18 protein-coding genes are annotated in these 20,322 nt (G+C 51.7%); 10 read left to right on the top strand and 8 right to left on the bottom strand.

The window, feature by feature from the left end:
- The first annotated feature begins 6 nt into the window (after positions 1 to 6).
- The 7 genes from ispG (at position 7) to SC127_RS03160 (ending at position 9,099) form a co-directional block, all read left to right on the top strand.
- On the top strand, positions 7 to 1,128 hold the full coding sequence (gene ispG, locus SC127_RS03190; RefSeq protein WP_243077405.1) for a flavodoxin-dependent (E)-4-hydroxy-3-methylbut-2-enyl-diphosphate synthase: 1,122 nt from the start codon (positions 7 to 9) through the stop codon (positions 1,126 to 1,128).
- Between the two features lie 105 nt (positions 1,129 to 1,233).
- Positions 1,234 to 2,508 (top strand): histidine--tRNA ligase, encoded by a 1,275-nt coding sequence (gene hisS, locus SC127_RS03185; protein WP_243077406.1) that lies wholly within the window; start codon positions 1,234 to 1,236, stop codon positions 2,506 to 2,508.
- A 39-nt stretch (positions 2,509 to 2,547) separates the two neighbouring features.
- Positions 2,548 to 3,165, top strand: a complete 618-nt coding sequence (locus tag SC127_RS03180; protein ID WP_215845868.1) for a YfgM family protein — start codon at positions 2,548 to 2,550, stop codon at positions 3,163 to 3,165.
- 19 nt (positions 3,166 to 3,184) lie between these two features.
- Positions 3,185 to 4,366, top strand: coding sequence for an outer membrane protein assembly factor BamB (bamB, locus tag SC127_RS03175; RefSeq protein ID WP_243077407.1), 1,182 nt, complete (start codon positions 3,185 to 3,187; stop codon positions 4,364 to 4,366).
- A 172-nt stretch (positions 4,367 to 4,538) separates the two neighbouring features.
- Positions 4,539 to 6,026, top strand: a complete 1,488-nt coding sequence (der, locus tag SC127_RS03170; RefSeq protein WP_215845870.1) for a ribosome biogenesis GTPase Der — start codon at positions 4,539 to 4,541, stop codon at positions 6,024 to 6,026.
- A gap of 73 nt (positions 6,027 to 6,099) precedes the next feature.
- Positions 6,100 to 6,321, top strand: coding sequence for a zinc ribbon domain-containing protein (locus tag SC127_RS03165; protein ID WP_243077408.1), 222 nt, complete (start codon positions 6,100 to 6,102; stop codon positions 6,319 to 6,321).
- A gap of 336 nt (positions 6,322 to 6,657) precedes the next feature.
- Complete coding sequence (locus tag SC127_RS03160) at positions 6,658 to 9,099, top strand: glucose/quinate/shikimate family membrane-bound PQQ-dependent dehydrogenase (protein WP_332625198.1); 2,442 nt, start codon at positions 6,658 to 6,660, stop codon at positions 9,097 to 9,099.
- Between the two features lie 47 nt (positions 9,100 to 9,146).
- On the opposite strand, the gene SC127_RS03155 is transcribed toward SC127_RS03160, so the two are convergent.
- Genes SC127_RS03155 through xseA form a run of 3 tightly spaced genes read right to left on the bottom strand, consistent with a single transcriptional unit; the run spans position 9,147 to position 11,911 of the window.
- Positions 9,147 to 9,479, bottom strand: coding sequence for a protealysin inhibitor emfourin (locus tag SC127_RS03155; RefSeq protein ID WP_243077410.1), 333 nt, complete (start codon positions 9,477 to 9,479; stop codon positions 9,147 to 9,149).
- Positions 9,476 to 10,489 carry a M4 family metallopeptidase gene (locus SC127_RS03150; protein WP_243077411.1) on the bottom strand — a complete coding sequence of 338 codons (1,014 nt, stop codon included), beginning with the start codon at positions 10,487 to 10,489 and terminating at the stop codon, positions 9,476 to 9,478. The genes SC127_RS03155 and SC127_RS03150 overlap by 4 nt, the downstream gene beginning before the upstream one ends.
- Before the next feature lie 48 nt (positions 10,490 to 10,537).
- Positions 10,538 to 11,911: an exodeoxyribonuclease VII large subunit gene (xseA, locus tag SC127_RS03145; protein ID WP_332625183.1), complete on the bottom strand. Its 1,374-nt coding sequence runs from the start codon at positions 11,909 to 11,911 to the stop codon at positions 10,538 to 10,540.
- Positions 11,912 to 12,079: 168 nt separating this feature from the next.
- Here xseA and guaB point away from each other — a divergent pair, with 168 nt between their 5' ends.
- The 3 genes from guaB (at position 12,080) to SC127_RS03130 (ending at position 16,075) form a co-directional block, all read left to right on the top strand.
- Positions 12,080 to 13,546, top strand: a complete 1,467-nt coding sequence (guaB, locus tag SC127_RS03140) for an IMP dehydrogenase (RefSeq protein WP_215845877.1) — start codon at positions 12,080 to 12,082, stop codon at positions 13,544 to 13,546.
- 71 nt (positions 13,547 to 13,617) lie between these two features.
- Complete coding sequence (gene guaA, locus SC127_RS03135; protein ID WP_243077413.1) at positions 13,618 to 15,198, top strand: glutamine-hydrolyzing GMP synthase; 1,581 nt, start codon at positions 13,618 to 13,620, stop codon at positions 15,196 to 15,198.
- A gap of 103 nt (positions 15,199 to 15,301) precedes the next feature.
- On the top strand, positions 15,302 to 16,075 hold the full coding sequence (locus SC127_RS03130) for a DUF3750 domain-containing protein (protein ID WP_243077414.1): 774 nt from the start codon (positions 15,302 to 15,304) through the stop codon (positions 16,073 to 16,075).
- A 34-nt stretch (positions 16,076 to 16,109) separates the two neighbouring features.
- On the opposite strand, the gene SC127_RS03125 is transcribed toward SC127_RS03130, so the two are convergent.
- The 5 genes from SC127_RS03125 to ppx form a co-directional block, all read right to left on the bottom strand.
- Positions 16,110 to 16,289 carry a DUF2158 domain-containing protein gene (locus SC127_RS03125; protein ID WP_215848229.1) on the bottom strand — a complete coding sequence of 60 codons (180 nt, stop codon included), beginning with the start codon at positions 16,287 to 16,289 and terminating at the stop codon, positions 16,110 to 16,112.
- A 27-nt stretch (positions 16,290 to 16,316) separates the two neighbouring features.
- Positions 16,317 to 17,750 (bottom strand): magnesium transporter, encoded by a 1,434-nt coding sequence (gene mgtE / locus SC127_RS03120; RefSeq protein ID WP_332625181.1) that lies wholly within the window; start codon positions 17,748 to 17,750, stop codon positions 16,317 to 16,319.
- Between the two features lie 123 nt (positions 17,751 to 17,873).
- On the bottom strand, positions 17,874 to 18,059 hold the full coding sequence (locus tag SC127_RS03115) for a YfgG family protein (protein WP_243077415.1): 186 nt from the start codon (positions 18,057 to 18,059) through the stop codon (positions 17,874 to 17,876).
- Between the two features lie 97 nt (positions 18,060 to 18,156).
- Positions 18,157 to 18,756: a tellurite resistance methyltransferase TehB gene (tehB, locus tag SC127_RS03110; RefSeq protein WP_370661482.1), complete on the bottom strand. Its 600-nt coding sequence runs from the start codon at positions 18,754 to 18,756 to the stop codon at positions 18,157 to 18,159.
- 41 nt (positions 18,757 to 18,797) lie between these two features.
- On the bottom strand, positions 18,798 to 20,321 hold the full coding sequence (gene ppx, locus SC127_RS03105; protein ID WP_215845882.1) for an exopolyphosphatase: 1,524 nt from the start codon (positions 20,319 to 20,321) through the stop codon (positions 18,798 to 18,800).
- Between the last annotated feature and the right edge of the window lies 1 nt (position 20,322).

The following is a 20,322-nucleotide window of genomic DNA, read 5'->3' as shown; positions in this document are numbered from 1 at the left end:
AGAAATATGCATAACGAAGCACCCATTATCCGTCGTAAATCTAAACGTATTTACGTCGGCAAGGTGCCAGTCGGCGACGGTGCGCCTATTGCCGTTCAGTCGATGACCAATACCCGCACCACCGACGTGGCTGCAACAGTTAATCAAATTAAAGCCCTTCAGCGCGTAGGCGTGGACATTGTTCGCATCTCCGTGCCGACAATGGATGCCGCCGAAGCGTTCAAGCTGATTAAACAGCAAGTCGACGTTCCGCTGGTCGCCGATATCCATTTTGATTATCGCATTGCACTAAAAGTCGCTGAATATGGCGTCGATTGTCTGCGTATCAATCCAGGTAACATTGGCAACAACGAACGTATTCGTATGGTTGTTGATTGCGCGCGTGACCACAACATTCCCATTCGTATCGGTGTAAATGCCGGTTCGCTGGAAAAAGATCTGCAGGAAAAATATGGCGAGCCGACGCCGCAGGCGCTGCTCGAATCCGCCATGCGTCACGTTGATCACCTTGATCGCCTGAATTTCGATCAGTTCAAAGTCAGCGTGAAAGCGTCTGACGTTTTCCTGGCTGTTGAATCTTATCGCCTGCTGGCAAAACAAATTGAACAACCGTTGCATCTCGGTATTACCGAAGCAGGCGGCGCACGCGCAGGTGCAGTGAAATCAGCGATTGGCTTAGGCCTTCTCCTTTCAGAAGGTATCGGTGACACGCTGCGTATTTCGCTGGCTGCCGATCCTGTAGAAGAAGTAAAAGTCGGATTCGATATTTTGAAGTCGCTGCGTATTCGTTCGCGTGGGATTAACTTCATCGCTTGCCCAACCTGCTCGCGTCAGGAATTTGACGTTATTGGCACGGTGAACGCGCTGGAGCAACGCCTTGAAGACCTGATCACGCCGATGGACGTTTCGATTATCGGCTGTGTCGTCAACGGTCCAGGCGAAGCGACTATCTCTACGCTTGGCGTAACCGGTGGCAGCAAGAAGAGTGGTTTTTACGAAGATGGCGTGCGTCAGCGCGTTCGTCTCGACAATGACGATATGATCGATCAGCTGGAAGCGCGCATTCGCGCTAAAGCCTCAATGCTCGACGAAAGCCGTCGCATTGACGTACAGCACCTGGAAAAATAATGGCGTGCGCAGGCTGCGCGCGTGACTTTTTTGACTGAACCTGTGCGGTTTCATCCTCATAAGGTATGATGCCGCACAGGTTTTTTTGCATTAAGAGATTCTAACGTGGCGAAGAATATTCAAGCTATTCGCGGGATGAACGATTATCTGCCTGCGGATACAGCCATCTGGCAACGGATTGAAGGCGTTCTGAAACAGGTTCTGGCGAGCTATGGCTACAGCGAAATTCGCATGCCGATCGTTGAACAAACGCCGTTATTTAAACGCGCTATCGGTGAAGTCACCGATGTGGTTGAAAAAGAGATGTATTCCTTTGACGACCGCAACGGTGAAAGTCTGACGCTGCGCCCGGAAGGCACCGCAGGTTGCGTGCGTGCCGGCATCGAACACGGTTTGCTTTACAATCAAGAGCAGCGCTTGTGGTACATGGGACCGATGTTCCGCTATGAGCGCCCGCAAAAAGGCCGTTATCGCCAGTTTCACCAGATGGGCGTCGAAGTGTTTGGTCTGCAAGGACCGGATATCGATGCTGAATTGATCATGCTTAATGCCCGTTGGTGGAAAGCGTTGGGCATTGCCGATCACGTTCGCCTGGAACTCAACTCCATCGGTTCACTTGAAGCGCGTGCCAATTATCGTGATGCGTTAGTCGCTTTCCTTGAACAGCATAAAGAGACGCTGGACGAAGATTGCAAACGCCGCATGTACACCAATCCCATGCGCGTATTAGACAGCAAAAACCCTGATATCCAGCAATTACTGAATGACGCGCCAAAACTGGGCGACTATCTCGACGACGAGTCGCGAGCGCATTTTGATGGTCTCTGTGCGCTGTTGGATGATGCAGGCATTGCTTATACCGTTAACCAGCGTCTGGTACGCGGTCTCGATTACTACAACCGCACCGTGATTGAATGGGTTACTGATAGCCTGGGTTCGCAAGGCACGGTATGTGGCGGTGGTCGCTATGATGGCCTGGTTGAACAGCTCGGCGGTCGTGCTACACCAGCCGTAGGTTTTGCCATGGGCATGGAGCGTCTGGTGTTACTGGTTCAGGCGGTTAATCCTGAATTTGAACCGACTCGCGTTGTCGATGTCTATGTTATCGCTTCGGGTCAGGGCGTGCAGTCAGCAGCGATGCAGCTGGCAGAAAAACTGCGTGATGAAGTGCCAGAACTGAAGTTGATGACCAACTTCGGTGGCGGCAACTTCAAAAAGCAATTTGCACGCGCTGATAAGTGGGGCGCACGCGTCGCGCTGGTCGTGGGCGAAGACGAAGTGAAAGCTGGCCAGGTGGTGATTAAAGATCTGCGCAGTGGCGATCAGCAAACGCTGGCGCAGGCAGAGGCTGCTGCTGCATTGCGCACGCTGTTACAGTAAGCGTGTCACAGCAACGACCATTGAAAGGAGAAGGATTGCGTGGAAGTTTATAGCAATGATAACGAACAGGTTGATGCGCTTCGCCGCTTTTTTGCCAACAATGGCAAGGCGTTAGCCGTTGGCGTAGTGATCGGCATTGCCGCGTTGGGTGGCTGGCGCTATTGGGCGAGTCAGCAAGAAAGCTCGGCCAAAGCCGTTTCGGCACAGTATCAGCAGCTTACCAGCGCTATGCAGGCAGATAAGCCTCAGACGCTGGAAGCTGTCAGCAACTTTGCCAATGAAAACAGCAACACTTACGGTGCGCTGGCTTCTATGGATGTGGCAAAACAGTATGTTGACAGCAACCAGCTCGATAAAGCGGCAACGCAGTTACAGAACGGCCTGAAAGATACTAAAGATGCCAACCTGCAGGCAGTCATTAACCTGCGCCTGGCTCGCATTCAACTGCAACAGAATCAAGCTGATGCGGCGCTTAAAACCCTTGACGGTGTAAAGGGTGATGGCTGGACAGCCATTGTCGCCGACATTCGCGGCGAAGCGCTGCTGAGCAAAGGCGACAAGCAGGGCGCGCGCGATGCATGGAGTAAAGGGGTAGAATCTGACGCCTCTCCGGCATTGAAGCAAATGATGCAGATGAAGATGAATAACTTAAGCTAAGCCAGTCGAGAGAGAGCGCATGGAATTACGTAAATACCTGCTGCCGGGGCTGATTTCAGTCACTTTGCTCAGCGGTTGTTCGCTGTTTAGCGGCGAAGAAGATGTAGTAAAAATGGCCCCGTTGCCTAAGGTCGAAAACCAATTCACACCACAAGAAGCGTGGAGCACATCGGTTGGCGATGGCATTGGTGATTTCTATTCCAATCTGCATCCTGCCTGGCTGGATGGCACCGTTTATGCTGCCGACCGCTTCGGTATCGTGAAAGCGTTAGATGCAGCAAACGGGAAAGAAAAATGGAAAATCGATCTTTCTGAGAAAACCGGCTTCTTTTCCAGTAATCGCTCAGCCTTGCTCTCCGGCGGCCTGACAGCGAATGGCGATCGCGTTTATGTTGGCAGCGAGCGCGGACAGGTTTATGCATTAAACAGCAGCGACGGCGCGGTTGCCTGGCAAACTAAAGTGGCTGGCGAAGCGCTATCACGTCCGGTTGTCAGCGATGGTTTAGTGCTGGTTCATACCAGCAACGGCATGTTGCAGGGTCTGGATCAGAGCAGCGGCGCAATCAAGTGGAGCGTCAACCTTGATATGCCTGCACTCTCTCTGCGTGGTGAATCTGCGCCAGCCGTGGCGTTCGGCGGTGCGATTGTTGGCGGCGATAACGGCCGCGTCAGCGCGGTGATCTTGAATCAGGGGCAGTTGATTTGGCAGCAACGTATTTCGCAGCCAAGTGGCGCAACTGAAATTGATCGTCTCAACGATGTTGATACTACGCCTGTTGTCGCTAACGGTGTGGTTTACGCCCTGGCTTACAACGGTGATTTAACGGCGTTAGATCTGCGTTCAGGTCAGATTTTGTGGAAACGTGAAATCGGCGGTGTGAAAGATCTGATTGTTGATGCGGGCCGCATTTACCTGGTTGATCAGGATGACCGCGTTATAGCGTTGAACACAGATGGTGGCGTAGCGATTTGGCGTCAAAGCGATCTGCTGCACCGTAACCTAACGTCGCCAGTATTGTACAACGGCTACATCGTTGTGGGTGACAGCGAAGGTTATCTGCACTGGATGAACACCACGGATGGCCGCTTTGTTGCCCAGCAGAAGCTGGACAGCTCTGGCTTCCAGACAGAACCTGTGGTGGCCAGCGACAAGTTACTGATCCAGTCAAAAGATGGTGAGGTTTATGCGATTACCCGCTAAAGGGTAAGCGTCAGGTAGGTGAAATCCTTCCATGAAAACGGCTCCTGACTGATCAGGGGCCGTTTCGTTTTTAGTCAGGCATGGTATTCTTTGCGCCTTAAGCCTGAACTTAGCGGCAAGAACCGTTATAATCACGCCATTCAGGCGATTAATTATTTATTGAGGCATTGTTATGGTACCTGTGGTCGCGCTAGTTGGGCGTCCCAATGTGGGAAAATCTACGCTATTTAACCGCTTAACCCGCACACGTGATGCGCTGGTAGCGGATTTTCCTGGACTGACTCGCGATCGCAAATATGGTCGCGCCGAAGTGGAAGGGCGCGAATTTATTGTCATCGATACCGGCGGTATTGACGGTACTGAAGATGGTGTCGAAGTGCGTATGGCGGGGCAATCGTTGCTCGCGATTGAAGAAGCTGACGTCGTATTTTTTATGGTGGATGCACGTGCAGGCATGATGCCAGCTGATCAACAGATCGCAAATCATCTGCGTTCACGTCGCAAAGCCACTTTCGTGGTCGCGAACAAAACTGACGGACTCGATCCTGATTCAGCCGTTGTCGATTTCTACTCGATGGGTTTGGGTGAGATTCACGCTATCGCTGCTTCCCATGGCCGCGGTGTCACCAGCCTGTTAGAAACCGCGCTGTTGCCGTGGATGGAGCAGGTTGAGCCAGTTGAAGTCACGGAAGAGGAAGAAAACGAAGCTTACTGGGCAGCATTGGCGGCGAAAGAGAGCGATGAGCTGGCGGAAGAGGAAGAGGAAGAATTCGACCCAACCGGTTTGCCAATCAAGCTGGCTATTGTAGGGCGTCCTAACGTCGGTAAATCTACCCTGACTAACCGTATCCTCGGCGAAGATCGCGTGGTGGTATACGATATGCCGGGCACGACGCGAGACAGCATTTATATCCCAATGGAGCGTGATGGGCGCGAATACGTACTCATCGATACTGCAGGTGTGCGTAAGCGCGCCAGAATCTCCGATACCGTAGAGAAATTTTCAGTCATTAAAACGCTGCAAGCGATTGAAGACGCTAACGTGGTGATGTTGGTGATCGATGCGCGTACCGGTATTTCTGATCAGGATCTCTCCCTGCTGGGCTTCATTCTGAACAGTGGGCGTTCATTGGTGATCGTAGTCAATAAATGGGATGGCCTGTCACAGGAAGTGCGTGACGAAGTGAAAGAGACGCTCGATTTCCGTTTGGGCTTCATCGATTTTGCTCGCATCCACTTTATTTCTGCGCTGCATGGCAGCGGCGTGGGTAATCTGTTTGAATCGATTACCGAAGCTTACGACTGTTCGACTAAACGTGTTAACACCTCGTTGCTGACGCGTATCATGAACATGGCTGCTGAAGATCATCAGCCGCCGTTAGTACGTGGTCGTCGCGTGAAACTCAAGTATGCGCATGCTGGCGGTTATAATCCGCCAATCGTCGTGATCCACGGTAATCAGGTGAAAGACCTGGCAGACTCTTACAAGCGCTACCTGATGAACTACTTCCGTCGTTCTCTGAATGTGATGGGAACGCCGATTCGTATTCAGTTCAAAGAGGGTGATAACCCGTACGAAGGTAAACGTAACCTGCTTAATCCAACGCAGATGCGTAAACGTAAACGTTTGATGGCGCACCTCAAGAAAAATAAAAAATAAGCGTTAATAAAAGAGGGCCAATTGGCCCTCTTTTTTTGGTTTGAGCAGCCAACTCATAAGGCGAGGTGCGGTTATGAATGTAACGTGTGAAAAATGTCAGCAGACGCTAACGCTGAGAGAAGGTGTGTTTATCTGTGAAGCATGCGGCTTCCATTTGCCGGCACAAGCGGTCTGTCCAGATTGTCTCCAGCCACTGAACGTACTAAAAGCGTGCGGTGCAGTGGATTACTTTTGCCCTCAGGGTCATGGGTTAATTTCCAAAAAAAGAGTGAAATTTATACCCCTTAGCGCGTGACACATTTTTTTACTTCTATAAACAAAACGCTGCCATTGGCGGGAAGCGTGTAATTTTAAACACTTAACCTCATCTTTGTAGCAAAAATGCTATTGCATCGTAACTACCGCGTTATAGATGTTCACCTCTTAATGTACCAAGTGGTACAATCCTGCCGCTTTGTGAGGCAGAGCCAGACGATTCTTTATGTCTACTGGCTCACATAGCCTGCATCACGGACGCGAGTCCGTTCAAATTCGATTTAAAATAAAGTGATATCCAATGCATTAGCCTCAGTTACGTCTTCATTCGTTTACTGAGGCGCGGGTGCTTTATTTTTTCAGGAGAGTTAGTGTTATGGCTGAAACATCGTCCCGCTCCGGCAAAGGATTGGGAATATGGTCTGTACTGCTCGGACTGGTGCTGCTTGCCATCGGTCTGTTCTTCGCTATCGGCGGCGGTAAACTCGTCGGTCTTGGCGGAAGCTGGTACTTCTTAATTGCGGGTATCGTCACGATTTTGTCGGCGATTCAGTTCTTCCGCCGTAAATCTTCCGCAGTGACGCTGTTTCTGCTGATGTTTGTCGGCACCTTGATTTGGTCGCTTTTTGACGCTGGTTTGGTGTTCTGGCCGCTGGTTTCGCGTCTAATGGTACCAACAGGGCTGATGATCCTGGCCTTTTTAACGTGGCCTGCGCTGCGTAAGCGTGAAGGCAAAGCCTCGCTGGCTAAAATTTCTTATGTGCTGTCTGCCGTGTTAGCTGTGGGTATGGTGGTGACATTTGTTCAAATGTTCCAGCCTCATCCGACTGTCGCCGCCACTGGCGAGCAGTTGCCGCTTATCCCTGTTGATAAAGCGAAACAACAGAAAGACTGGGATAATTATGGCAATACGCCGGAAGGCAGCCGCTTTGTTGCATTGGATCAGATCACCCGCGACAACGTAAAAGACCTTCAGGTTGCCTGGACTTTCCGCACGGGTGATATTCCAGACAGTCCAACCGGTAACGGTGCAGAAGATCAGGAAACGCCGTTGCAGGTAGGAAACACGGTCTATATCTGTACTCCGCATAACAACGTCATTGCAGTAGAAGCAGACAGCGGCAAGCAGATTTGGAAACGTGAGATCAATGCACAGGCTGAAGTATGGCCTCGCTGCCGCGGTCTGGCGTACTTTGATGCGACCAAACCTTTGACGCAGCCGTCAAAACCGGACTCAACGCCGGTGACTGCGGTGAATTTGCCAACCGGCGATACCTGTCAGCGCCGTATCCTGATGAATACGATCGATGCGCGCCTGATTGCTATCAATGCTGACAATGGCGAATTGTGCCAGGGCTTTGGCAACAACGGTCAGGTCGATCTGAAAGCGGGTCTGGGCCAGGCGCCTGATCCACAATATCAGCTGACTTCTGCCCCGACGCTTGCGGGCACCACCGTTGTCGTTGGTGGTCGCGTGGCGGATAACGTTCAAACCGATATGCCTGGTGGCGTACTGCGTGGTTTTGACGTTATCACCGGTAAAATGCGTTGGGCGTTCGATCCAGGTAATGTGGATCCGAATGCGATCCTGATGCCAGGTAAAGATTTTGCACGCAGCACGCCGAACTCTTGGGCACCTATGTCCTATGATCCGGCTATGAACACCGTGTTTATCCCAATGGGCAGTTCGTCAGTGGATTTGTGGGGGGCTAACCGTAACGAGCTTGATCACAAATATGGCGCCTCTGTGCTGGCACTGGATGCGACTACCGGTAAAGAGAAGTGGGTTTATCAGACCGTTCATAACGATCTGTGGGACTTTGACTTACCGATGCAGCCTAGCCTGATCGACTTCCCGATGAAGGACGGTAGCACGAAACCTGCTGTGGTTATCGGTGGTAAGACTGGCATGATTTTCGTGCTGGATCGCATGACAGGTAAGCCGTTGACCAAGGTCGAAGAGCTGCCAATGCCGCAGGGCCACATCCCGAACGAGCAATACACCAAAACTCAGCCTCATTCGACCGGTATGCCACAGATTGGCAACCAGACGCTGAAAGAGTCTGACATGTGGGGTGCAACGCCGTTTGATCAGCTGGTGTGCCGTATCGGCTTTAAATCAATGCGTTATAACGGGCTGTTTACTGTACCAGATACGGATAAATCCCTGAGCTTCCCAGGTTCACTGGGTGGGATGAACTGGGGCAGCATGTCGACCGATCCGAATAACAATCTGTTGTTCGTTAACGATATGCGTCTGGGCCTGTGGGTGCAGATGATCCCAGCTGATACCAGTAAGATTTCACGCGGTAGCAACGGCGGTGAAGCCATCAATACGGGTATGGGCGCGGTTCCGCTGAAAGGCACGCCATATGCGGTTAACAAAAACCGCTTCATGTCACCGCTGGGCATTCCGTGCCAGGCTCCGCCATTCGGTACGCTCTCTGCGATTGACATGAAAACGCAGAAAATAGTTTGGCAGGTGCCAGTGGGTACCGTGCAGGATACCGGTCCATTTGGCATCAAAATGCGCGTGAAAATGCCAGTCGGTATGCCAACGCTGGGTGGTACGCTGGCGACGCAGGGCGGGCTGGTGTTTATCGCCGGTACGCAGGATTACTATCTGCGCGCTTTCGACAGCTCAACCGGTAAAGAAGTATGGAAAGCACGTCTGCCAGTGGGCAGCCAAGGCGGCCCAATGAGCTACGTTTCACCGAAAACCGGTAAGCAGTACATCCTCATCTCGGCCGGTGGCGCACGCCAGTCGCCAGATCGTGGTGATTACGTAATTGCTTACGCATTACCTGATAACAAGTAATGTGAAGTAATGAAAAGGCCGACAGCAATGTCGGCCTTTTTTTATGGCTATTCGCCGTCACGCCAGAGCGATTCGAGTTCGGGTGGCGCAACCTGTTCCGGTATCAACAGGACCAGGGTACCGACCTCTTGATGCGTGGCATAGTGAATTTGAATACGAAAATAGCGCTGATCCCCGCGCCCAACCTGAGCGGCTTTCTCCTCCGGCTCGCCCAATGGCATTGCCTGTTCAAGCACATGACACACGCGCTGCTTTTGCGGATCAGGAAGCTGGCCTAGCGTGAAACGTCGCTCACCGCGTAGACCCGGGAAAAAAGCGATGCCGCCTTCACGTGCCACGACAATGACCGCATCGTCGGTGAGTGGGGGAAGGTCACTCATAATATGCCAACCTCTTTCCATGCATTCTCAATTGCGCTGCCAACTGAACGATTGAAACGCTTTTCAGCGTGCTTCACAGTAAATTGAGCAAAGGTTTTAAAATCGGCATCCTGTGGCAGCTCTTTATCGCACAAGGTGTCGTACCAGGCCTGACCAGCCAGTTCCCATGCATAACCACCCAGCGCTTTTGCCGCGAGATAAAAAGCGCGATTAGGGATACCAGAATTGAGATGCACGCCGCCGTTATCATCGCGGGTCTGAATGTAATCATTCATATGTGCGGGTTGCGGGTCTTTGCCAAGCATCGGATCGTCATAAGCCGTGCCGGGTTCTGACATGGAACGTAATCCACGACCCTTGATGCCCTCTGCCAACAAGCCTTCACCGATAATCCAGTCAGCCTGATCGGCGCTCTGCTTCTTGCTGAACTGTTTGACCAGTGAGCCAAACACGTCTGAAAGTGACTCATTCAGTGCGCCAGCCTGCTCAAAATAGATTAACCCGGCTTCATTTTCAGTCACGCCGTGCGCCAGTTCATGGGCGACCACATCAATAGCGATGGTGAAACGATTAAAAATCTCACCGTCGCCATCACCAAACACCATTTGCTGACCATTCCAGAAGGCGTTCTGATAATTTTTGCCGTAATGAATGGTGCCTGGCAGCTTAAGCCCTTGGTTATCGAGGGAGTTACGCTTATAAACCTGCCAGAAAAAATCATAGGTGGTGCCCAGATAATTCCAGGCTTCTTCAGCCGCAATGTCACCATTTGACGACTGACCTTCCTGACGAATCAGTTTGCCTGGCAGCGTTTGCTCATTTTGCGCGTCGTAAATTTCACGTTCGACCTGACCGCCTACAGCGGTTTTTACCCCAGTGGGTTTATGCCAGGGTTCAGCCATCAAATGTTGGACATGGGTTAATGTACGGCGCGCTTCTTCCTGCTGATGGCCAGAACCGTGCGCAATGATTTTGCTTAAGATGTAAGGGGGAATAACACTGAAAGCCATTTCCAACTCCTTGGCACGATGAATGTGCCAAAAAGTATAGTAACGACCTCAGGAAGTTGTTTTGCGGCGACGCGGTTTTTCGGGCAGAAGCTTTGTGACCTGGCTTTCTACCCAACCATCATCGAGTCGGGTGCGAAGCAAATCGCCTTCATGAAGCTGACCACGGTTTTTTACTACCTGGCCGGCGGTATCGGTGGTGACGCTAAAACCACGTGCCAGCGTGGCCAAAGGGCTAACGCCTTCAAGCTGAGCGGCTAAGGTGCCGAAGCGCTGTTTATCGCGGTTCAGCAATTTTTCCATGCTTTGTTGCAGACGATAATGGCAGTTTTGCAATGATTGCTGCGCCTGAAACAGACGCTGCTGAGGTTGCTGCGCATTTAACCGCTGCGTTAAGCGATCTTGCTGGCGCGTCGCCGTACGCAGACGTGTGTCAATGGCATCATCCAAACGCTGCTGGAGGCGATACAGGGCCGTTTGCTGACGCGCCAGACGCAACTGTGGATGTTGCTGCTGCAAGCGATGATCCAGCCGACTAAACAGGCGCTGCTGACGAGCCAGATAATAATCCATGGCCATTTCCATCCGCTGCTGCTGAGCCTGCAACTGACGCAGCAGTTCAATCTGATTGCGGCTGACAATTTCTGCGGCAGCAGAAGGCGTTGGCGCTCGCAGATCGGCAACAAAATCGGCAATGGTCACGTCAGTTTCATGGCCTACTGCGCTGACGATAGGAATGCGACTGGCAAAAATAGCGCGTGCGACACGCTCATCGTTGAAGCTCCATAAATCTTCCAGTGAGCCACCGCCGCGGCCCACGATCAAGACATCACATTCGTTGCGCAGGTTTGCTACTTCAATCGCACGAACAATCGCGGCGGGGGCGTCTACACCCTGAACGACGGTCGGATAAATCACAATGGGCAAGGAAGGGTCGCGGCGATGCAACACACGCAGCACATCATGCAGCGCTGCGCCGGTGGAAGAGGTGATCACGCCAACCTGTTTCGCCGGGTCCGGCAAGGCTTGTTTATGCTGTGGCTCAAACAGGCCTTCACTCGCTAGCTTGGTTTTCAGCAGCTCAAATTGTTGCTGCAACAAACCTTCACCTGCGGGATGCATGCTTTCGATAATGAGCTGATAGTCGCCGCGTGGTTCATACAGCGTGATATTGGCGCGGACTAAAACCTGCTGTCCGTGTTGCGGACGAAAGGTAACGCGACGATTACTGTTACGGAACATGGCGCAGCGTACTTGGGCGCCGTCATCTTTAAGCGTGAAGTACCAGTGACCCGAAGCGGGTTGAGTGAAGTTTGAGATCTCCGCGCTCAGCCAAACCAGGCCCATCTCTTTTTCCAGTAGCTGACGCACCGTGGTATTGAGGCGGCTGACAGTAAAAATATTGGCAGTTTGAGGTAGCGACATGTGACGAAGATCAAATTCCAAATCAGCAGGTTAATTAGTCGATACTACAGGGCTGATACAGCGGATCAAGACTTTTTCTTAAATAAAGCTGGAGGCAATCGATTACGCCCTGTATAATGCCGCGGCAATATTTTATCTATTCTCATTCACCCGAGGTGGAGTATTGCCATGTTAAGAATCGCTAAAGAAGCACTCACTTTCGACGACGTTTTGCTCGTTCCTGCACACTCCACCGTCTTGCCAAATACGGCTGACCTCAGCACTCAGCTGACCAAAAATATCCGTTTAAACATTCCTATGCTTTCCGCTGCCATGGATACCGTGACTGAAGCGGGCTTGGCCATCGCGCTGGCGCAGGAAGGTGGCTTGGGCTTCATTCACAAAAATATGTCGATTGAACGCCAGGCGGATGAAGTTCGCAAAGTTAAAAAACATGAAAGCGGCGTAGTAACCGAACCACAAACCGTGCTGCCAACTACCCCGCTGGCAGACGTGAAGGCGTTGACTGAGCGCAATGGCTTTGCAGGCTACCCGGTTGTAAACACCCGCAACGAACTGGTCGGTATTATTACCGGTCGTGACGTTCGCTTTGTGACTGATTTAACGCAGCCTGTTTCTGCGGTCATGACGCCGAAAGAGCGTTTAGTGACGGTGAAAGAGGGCGAAGCGCGTGACGTGGTTCTGCAAAAAATGCATGAAAAACGTGTTGAGAAAGCGCTGGTGGTGGATGATAGCTTCCACCTGCTGGGCATGATCACTGTCAAAGACTTCCAGAAAGCGGAACGTAAACCAAACGCCTGTAAAGACGCTCAAGGCCGTCTGCGTGTGGGTGCTGCTGTTGGCGCCGGTGCTGGCAACGAAGAGCGTGTTGATGCGCTGGTGGCGGCAGGTGTTGACGTGCTGCTTATCGACTCCTCCCATGGACACTCTGAAGGGGTACTTCAGCGTATTCGCGAAACCCGCGCAAAATACCCCGATCTCGAAATTCTTGGCGGTAACGTGGCAACCGGAGCGGGCGCATTAGCGCTGGTAGAAGCAGGTGTGAGCGCAGTAAAAGTCGGTATCGGCCCTGGCTCAATCTGTACTACGCGTATCGTTACCGGTGTGGGTGTACCTCAGATCACTGCAGTTTCCGACGCAGTAGAAGCCCTGGAAGGGACCGGCATTCCTGTTATTGCTGATGGCGGCATTCGCTTCTCAGGCGACATTGCGAAAGCTATCGCAGCGGGCGCATCTTGTGTGATGGTCGGCTCCATGCTGGCGGGTACTGAAGAATCACCTGGTGAAATCGAGCTGTATCAAGGCCGTTCATTCAAATCTTATCGTGGTATGGGTTCACTGGGTGCGATGTCTAAAGGCTCATCTGACCGTTACTTCCAGACTGACAACGCCGCAGATAAACTGGTGCCGGAAGGCATCGAAGGTCGCGTAGCTTATAAAGGTCGTCTGAAAGAGATCGTTCACCAGCAGATGGGCGGCTTGCGCTCTTGCATGGGTTTGACCGGTTGCCCAACCATTGACGATCTGCGTACCAAAGCTGAATTTGTTCGCATCAGCGGCGCGGGCATCAATGAGAGCCACGTACATGATGTGACCATCACCAAAGAGTCACCGAACTACCGCATGGGTTCATAATCCCGTAAGATTTCCCGCCCGGCTCAAGCCGGGCGCTTTTATTATCAAGTCACCGTTCTGGAAACACCTCAATGACGACGGAAAATATCCATAAGCACCGCATTCTAATTCTCGATTTTGGTTCTCAATATACTCAACTGGTTGCACGTCGCGTACGTGAACTGGGCGTGTACTGCGAACTCTGGGCATGGGATGTCACCGAAGAGCAGATCCGCCAGTTCAATCCCAGCGGCATCATCCTTTCCGGCGGCCCGGAAAGCACCACCGAACTCAACAGCCCACGTGCACCTGAATATGTCTTCACCGCTGGCGTACCGGTGCTGGGCGTTTGCTACGGCATGCAGACCATGGCGATTCAGCTGGGTGGCAAAGTTGAAGGGTCTAACGAGCGTGAATTTGGTTATGCTCAGGTTGAAGTGACCACCAAAAGTGCCTTGGTTCGCGACATCGAAGATGCGATCAGCGCCACAGGCAAGCCGCTGTTGGATGTGTGGATGAGCCACGGTGACAAAGTCACGGCAATCCCCGCTGACTTCGTGACCGTTGCCAGCACTGAAACCTGTCCGTTTGCCATCATGGCCAATGAAGAGAAACGTTTTTACGGCGTGCAGTTCCATCCAGAAGTGACGCACACGCGTCAGGGTCTGCGCATGCTTGAGCGTTTCATCATCGATATCTGTGAATGTGAAGCGCTGTGGACACCGGCAAAAATCATCGAAGACGCTGTTGAACGTCTGCGTGTGCAGATTGGTGACGATAAAGTCATTCTTGGCTTATCAGGTGGCGTGGATTCTTCCGTTACCGCTATGCTGCTGCACCGCGCCATTGGCGAGCGCCTGACCTGCGTATTTGTCGACAACGGTTTGCTGCGCCTCAATGAAGCAGAGCAGGTAATGGATATGTTTGGTGACCACTTCGGTCTGAACATCATTCACGTACCGGCTGAGATGCGCTTCCTTGACGCGCTGGCAGGTATTGACGAACCAGAAGCTAAACGCAAAACCATTGGCCGCGTGTTCGTTGAAGTGTTTGACGAAGAAGCGACCAAGCTGACTGAAGTGAAATGGTTGGCGCAGGGTACCATTTATCCTGATGTTATCGAGTCTGCTGCTTCTGCTACCGGTAAAGCCCATGTGATTAAATCACACCATAATGTGGGTGGCCTGCCGAAAGAGATGAAGCTGGGTCTGGTTGAGCCGCTGAAAGAGCTGTTCAAAGACGAAGTGCGCAAAATTGGTCTGGAGTTGGGCCTGCCTTACGACATGCTTTACCGCCATCCGTTCCCGGGTCCAGGTTTGGGCGTGCGCGTACTGGGCGAAGTGAAGAAAGAGTATTGCGATCTGCTGCGTCGTGCCGATGCGATCTTCATCGAAGAGTTGCACAAAGCCGATCTCTACAACAAAGTCAGCCAGGCCTTTACCGTGTTCCTGCCGGTACGTTCAGTGGGTGTGATGGGCGATGGCCGTAAATATGACTGGGTTGTTTCGCTGCGTGCTGTTGAAACCATCGACTTCATGACCGCACATTGGGCGCACCTGCCTTATGAGTTCCTTGGCCGCGTTTCCAACCGCATTATCAATGAAGTTAACGGTATTTCCCGCGTCGTTTACGATATTAGCGGCAAGCCGCCGGCAACCATTGAATGGGAATAAGTTTCTGACTTATCCTGAGATGTGTTGATGATTAAATCGCCAGTTCAATCGCCAGATTGACTGGCGATTTTCTTTCTCTGCCTTTACTTACCGGGATAACTTCATGCTTCCACTAAAAGTGTTCAGTCTCTGTTTTCTTGCTGTATTGCTGCTATCACTGGGTGCAAGTATTGCGCAGGCGACACGGCATAGTGACGCGCCAAGTCAGGGCGGCTGGTGGTCTGCACGACGTGATTCTGCCGGGATTGCGCCCGATCCACGTGCTTACGCCAACTTAGCGATTGTGCAGGTTTATGCTGCGCCGACCTATGGCTGGAAGGGCGCGGTGGCGGTGCATCCATGGATTATCTTTAAACGTGCCGGGGAAACGCAATACAACCGCTACGAGGTGATCAGTTGGGGCAGCGGGGATAAAGTACGACGCAACACCAACATCGCCGATGGATATTGGTACGGTGCGAAACCGCGCTTGCTGGTAAATCATCGCGGACCTGAGGCTGAAGCGATGATTCCTCAGATTGAAGCAGCCATTAAATCGTATCCCTGGCCGCAGACATATCATGCGTGGCCTGGGCCCAACAGCAACACTTTTCTGGCGCACATTGGCCGCGACGTTCCTGCGCTAAAACTGGATCTGCCCGCTAATGCGTTGGGAAAAGATTACCGTCCGCTGTGGCGCCCGATTGGCTTGCCGCCTTCTGGCAGAGGTGTGCAAGTCTCTGTTTTGGGCGTGGCGGGCATTACGCTTGGTGCGGAAGAGGGCTTTGAACTTAACATTTTAGGCTTGAATATGGGGCTGGATTTTACGCCATTTCGTCTGCGTTTACCGTTCATTGGCGGGATAGGTAATGACAACCTTCAGCAAGATAATCCGTAATGCAAAAAGCCCCGTAAAAGCGGGGCTTTTTTGATTAACAGACGCCGAAATCACCGTCTTCGTGATACACATTCACGCTGTCGGCCTTTACTTCAATTTCCTTTTTTGTCGCGTCGTCTACGCGTGCGCACCATAACGTATCGCCTTCCACTCGCAGAACTAACATCTTTGGTCCACCGGTTTTTGCTTGTACAAAATCATCAATATTAAACATCATTTCTCCATCCTGTTGTTATGTGAATCAATGGTTTATTAAGAAAACGGTTGCCAGGCCAAGGAAGATAAAGAAGCCGCCTGTATCGGTGATAGCGGTAATCAACACACTGGAACCAATCGCCGGATCGCGCTTCATTTTGGTCATCACCAAGGGCACCAGCACGCCCATTAATGCTGCAAGCAGCAGGTTAAGCACCATCGCCAGCATCATCACGCCACCCAGCGCAACATTGTCATACATCAGCCACGTTACCAGGCCCATGATGCCACCCCAGAAAAGACCGTTAATCAAGGCAACGCCCAATTCACGGACAATCAGAAAAGAGAAGTTACCAGGCTCAACCTGGTGCAGAGCAAGGGCGCGAACAATCATGGTAATGGTCTGATTACCGGTATTGCCGCCAATGCCGGCAACAATTGGCATCAACGTTGCCAACGCAACCAGTTGTGAAATAGTTGACTCAAACAAGCCGATAACGCGTGAGGCGACAAAGGCGGTACACAGATTAAGTGCCAGCCACGCCCAGCGATTGCGAACAGATTTACGCACCGGCGCGAAAACGTCTTCTTCCTGGCTGATACCGCCCATTTTACGGATATTGCTTTCGTTCTCTTCGTTCACCAAATCGATAACGTCTTCGATGGTGACGCGGCCAATAAGCTTGCCTTTGGCGTCGATGACCGCTGCGGATATTAAATTATAGCGTTCAAAGGCGCTGGCAGCGTCTTCGGCTTTGTCATTGAGTTGAAAGGTCGTGGGGTGCGTGTTCATCACTTCAAAAACACGCTTTTGCGGTTGATTAAGCAGAATATCAGTTAATGGCAACTCGCCTAGTAACTGATTTTCTTTGGTCGTGATAAACAGTTTATCGGTACCGGTCGGCATGCTCTTACGATGACGTAAGAAACGCTGCACGGTGGCTAAAGTGACATCGGCACGGACCGTCAGGATATTGAAATCCATGACTCGCCCGACGCGATCGCGGTCAAACTGCACCACGTTGAGCATGCGAGCGCGCAATCCGGGTTCCAGCTTGGTGAGCAGGCGTCCAGTGAGATCGCGCGGCAGATAGCGTGCCAGCCAGACTTGATCATCAATATCCAGCGGCTCAATGGCGCGCAAAATATCGCGATCGCTCATCTCTTCGGTCAGGCTGGCCCAGACCGTTTCGGAGGCTTCAACTAACACATGACCGCGTCGTTCATTCGGCACTAAACGCCACAACGCCTGGCGTTCTTCTTCGGGTAACGCTTCAAGAATATCGGCCAAATCTGCGGCATGCAGTTGGATGATATCCTGTTCGAGCTTTTCGCGTTGAATCGAATTTTCACGTTGCTGTTCAGGGCTGAAGTCGGTGGATTTCTCCAGCAGCGCATCAACCAGATCGTGCTCATTGAGCAGCAGCGTCAGAATACGATGACGTATTTCACTTAAAAGTTGAGAGTGAGAGGCAGACACATTGAGTCCCTTTTGTCTGAAAGCACCAGCACGAAGTGTAGCGTTTCGTTTGCAAAAGGGATGCAAAAAATCACACTGTCATTTGGACAGCGTTTTACTTATTCATGTGAAAAACACGTTTAGCTAACGGGAATTGTTGACGCTAAGGCTTACCGGTTCATGCATGGATTTTTTTTGCTGATGATGTTCGAAAGCAGCAGGCAGGAGAAAAATCAGGCGACTAACAAGGATGATAAAACTGATCAACAGAACAATCCGGGTCATGGTACCGGTTTTCTGACGTCTTCGAGGGGATAAAGCGCTGTTCACGCGGGTGGTTCCTGTAATGACCCAAATGGGCGATTGCAATATTTAGTCACAGTCGCCGGATGAAATCAATCGCTGTCTAAAAAAACAGCGAAAATAATCAGTAGCTGGCTTTTTGTGCCAGCAGCGTAGCGAAACGGCAGTTAATGCGATTGCCATTTTCATCAGTACGATGCAGCTGTCCGAGGTTTTCGTTGTACTTCAGAATGTGCCAGTTGCGGTAATAATTGCTGAGTTCACCCGATTTAAAGGCAAAGGAAAAATCAGCCGGGCAGGGCGTATCATCAGTATTCATGGCTGCCACAATCAGATTGAAGCCATATTTTACCGTGCTGGCCTGCATGTCTGCGATCAACTGCGGAATGGTTTCTGGTTGAAGAAACATCATCACCACCGTAGACAGCACAAAGTCGTAGCCGCCATTAAAACGCGTGTTGTTGAGATCGCGCTGTTCGGTATGAATCCCCTGTAAACCCTCTTCCGCGATGATGCTATTCAGGCGCGCCAGACTCTGCGGATTATGATCCCAGGCGGTGACATCAAAGCCTTGCTGATTGAGAAACAGCGTGTTGCGGCCATTGCCACAGCCAAGATCCAACGCTTTACCAACCTTGAGCTGAGGAAAGGCTTCCAGCACTTCGGAGTGGGTTGGCGTCAAGCCATATTTTTCAGTAAAAATGTTCTGTTTTAATGTCGTCATAGTCATTATTTTAGTGTTGTGGGCGCTAAACGCCCACATCATCAGGCTTCTTCGAGAATCAGCTTCCAGCCGGTTACATCATTCCAGTAAATCTGTTCGCGCTCTAAATCGAGCTGTACCAGATTATTTTGGCTAAGGAAGCCCGTCGGGAACGTTAAGGTCCAGTGTCCATCATCACAGCGTAGTTTGAGTGAATCTGGGCGGGTTGTCGCCTGGCGCTGATTGTTCAGCAGCGTGCCCAGGCGCAGCAGAAAGATAAGCGGAACAAACTGCTTTTTCTTAAACAGCGTCACCCGCGGCAATTCATCTACCTTGACGGCTTTGCGATGAAACCTTACCAGCGCAGCCAGCAACATTTGTTGATCCTGATTAAAACCCGGCATATTGGTGTTTTGCAGAATGTAGGCCGAATGGCGCTGCAAGCCGCTGTGGTTGATGGTTAACCCGACTTCATGCAGCATCGCCGCCCATTTCAGTAGCGCAGCTAATTGTGGATTAGCCAGCTTGGGATGCTGATCGCGCCATTGCAGATAAAGCTGCTCGGTGGTTTCCAGTACGCGACGAGCTTGATCGCTATCTATTGCATAGTGATTAGCCAGACTTTGCGCTGTGCGGCTGCGAATATCTTGGTGACGGAAGCGTCCTTCCATTTCATACAGTACGCCTTCACGCAGCGCACCATCAGAAAGACGCAATTCGCGGATCGCCAGCGCATCAAACACACCACAAATAATCGCCAGTCCCGGTACGAAAACGCTTTTACGCTCTTCGGATAAACCGGGCAGGCTCAAGGCTGCAAAAGATTTATGCTTCATGACTTCGTCATAAAGCATTTCAAGGCGTTCAGGCGTAATCAATTTCTCTTTCTCGCCCATCTCTTGCAGCACTTCACAGGCAGCTTTTATGGTGCCAGATGCGCCCAGCGCATACTGCCAACCGTGCAAGCGATATTGCCACGCCAGCGTTTCAAGCTTTTGCGCCGCGGCTAAACGCGCACGGCGGAAATTGTCGCGATTGATCTCCCCTTTAGGGAAATAGAGTTGAGAAAAACTGACGCAACCCATGCGGCGACTTTCCACCAACTGTGGTTCGAAATCTTCTCCGATCACCAGTTCTGTTGAACCACCACCGATGTCTATCACCAGCTTGCGGCCTTTTTCCGGCTGGGTATGTTCCACACCCATGAAAATCAGACGCGCCTCTTCATGGCCGGAAATCACTTCAATCGGATAAGGGATCACGTCCGCAGCGCGCTGCAAGAAGGTTTCCGCATTGACGGCCTGACGCAGCGTGTGGGTGCCGACAATGGTGACATTGCTGGCTCTGAAGCCTTGTAAACGCTCAGCAAACAGCGCCAGACAGCTCAGGCCGCGCTCCATTGCCTCTTCGCTCAGACGATTATTCGCGTCAAGCCCGTCAGCCAGATGCACGCGCTGCTTCAGGCGGCCCAGCACCTGCATAGCGCCATCAACCACACGGGCAATAACCATGTGGAAACTGTTCGAACCGAGGTCAATCGCCGCAAACTCTTGAGGTTTAGGCGTACTCTTCTGGGAAATTGGCATA

Source organism: Pantoea sp. T14 (assembly GCF_036663535.1).
In the GTDB taxonomy this organism is placed as follows: Bacteria; Pseudomonadota; Gammaproteobacteria; order Enterobacterales; family Enterobacteriaceae; genus Pantoea; species Pantoea phytostimulans.
This window is presented reverse-complemented; position numbering and strand designations above follow the sequence as displayed.

Coding starts and splice junctions, on each gene's coding strand:
- ispG (WP_243077405.1), top strand. CDS start 7: ATGCATAACGAAGCACCCATTATCCGTCGTAAATCTAAACGTATTTAC.
- bamB (WP_243077407.1), top strand. CDS start 3,185: ATGGAATTACGTAAATACCTGCTGCCGGGGCTGATTTCAGTCACTTTG.
- der (WP_215845870.1), top strand. CDS start 4,539: ATGGTACCTGTGGTCGCGCTAGTTGGGCGTCCCAATGTGGGAAAATCT.
- SC127_RS03165 (WP_243077408.1), top strand. CDS start 6,100: ATGAATGTAACGTGTGAAAAATGTCAGCAGACGCTAACGCTGAGAGAA.
- SC127_RS03160 (WP_332625198.1), top strand. CDS start 6,658: ATGGCTGAAACATCGTCCCGCTCCGGCAAAGGATTGGGAATATGGTCT.
- SC127_RS03155 (WP_243077410.1), bottom strand. CDS start 9,479: ATGAGTGACCTTCCCCCACTCACCGACGATGCGGTCATTGTCGTGGCA.
- SC127_RS03150 (WP_243077411.1), bottom strand. CDS start 10,489: ATGGCTTTCAGTGTTATTCCCCCTTACATCTTAAGCAAAATCATTGCG.
- xseA (WP_332625183.1), bottom strand. CDS start 11,911: ATGTCGCTACCTCAAACTGCCAATATTTTTACTGTCAGCCGCCTCAAT.
- guaB (WP_215845877.1), top strand. CDS start 12,080: ATGTTAAGAATCGCTAAAGAAGCACTCACTTTCGACGACGTTTTGCTC.
- guaA (WP_243077413.1), top strand. CDS start 13,618: ATGACGACGGAAAATATCCATAAGCACCGCATTCTAATTCTCGATTTT.
- SC127_RS03130 (WP_243077414.1), top strand. CDS start 15,302: ATGCTTCCACTAAAAGTGTTCAGTCTCTGTTTTCTTGCTGTATTGCTG.
- SC127_RS03125 (WP_215848229.1), bottom strand. CDS start 16,289: ATGTTTAATATTGATGATTTTGTACAAGCAAAAACCGGTGGACCAAAG.
- tehB (WP_370661482.1), bottom strand. CDS start 18,756: ATGACGACATTAAAACAGAACATTTTTACTGAAAAATATGGCTTGACG.
- ppx (WP_215845882.1), bottom strand. CDS start 20,321: ATGCCAATTTCCCAGAAGAGTACGCCTAAACCTCAAGAGTTTGCGGCG.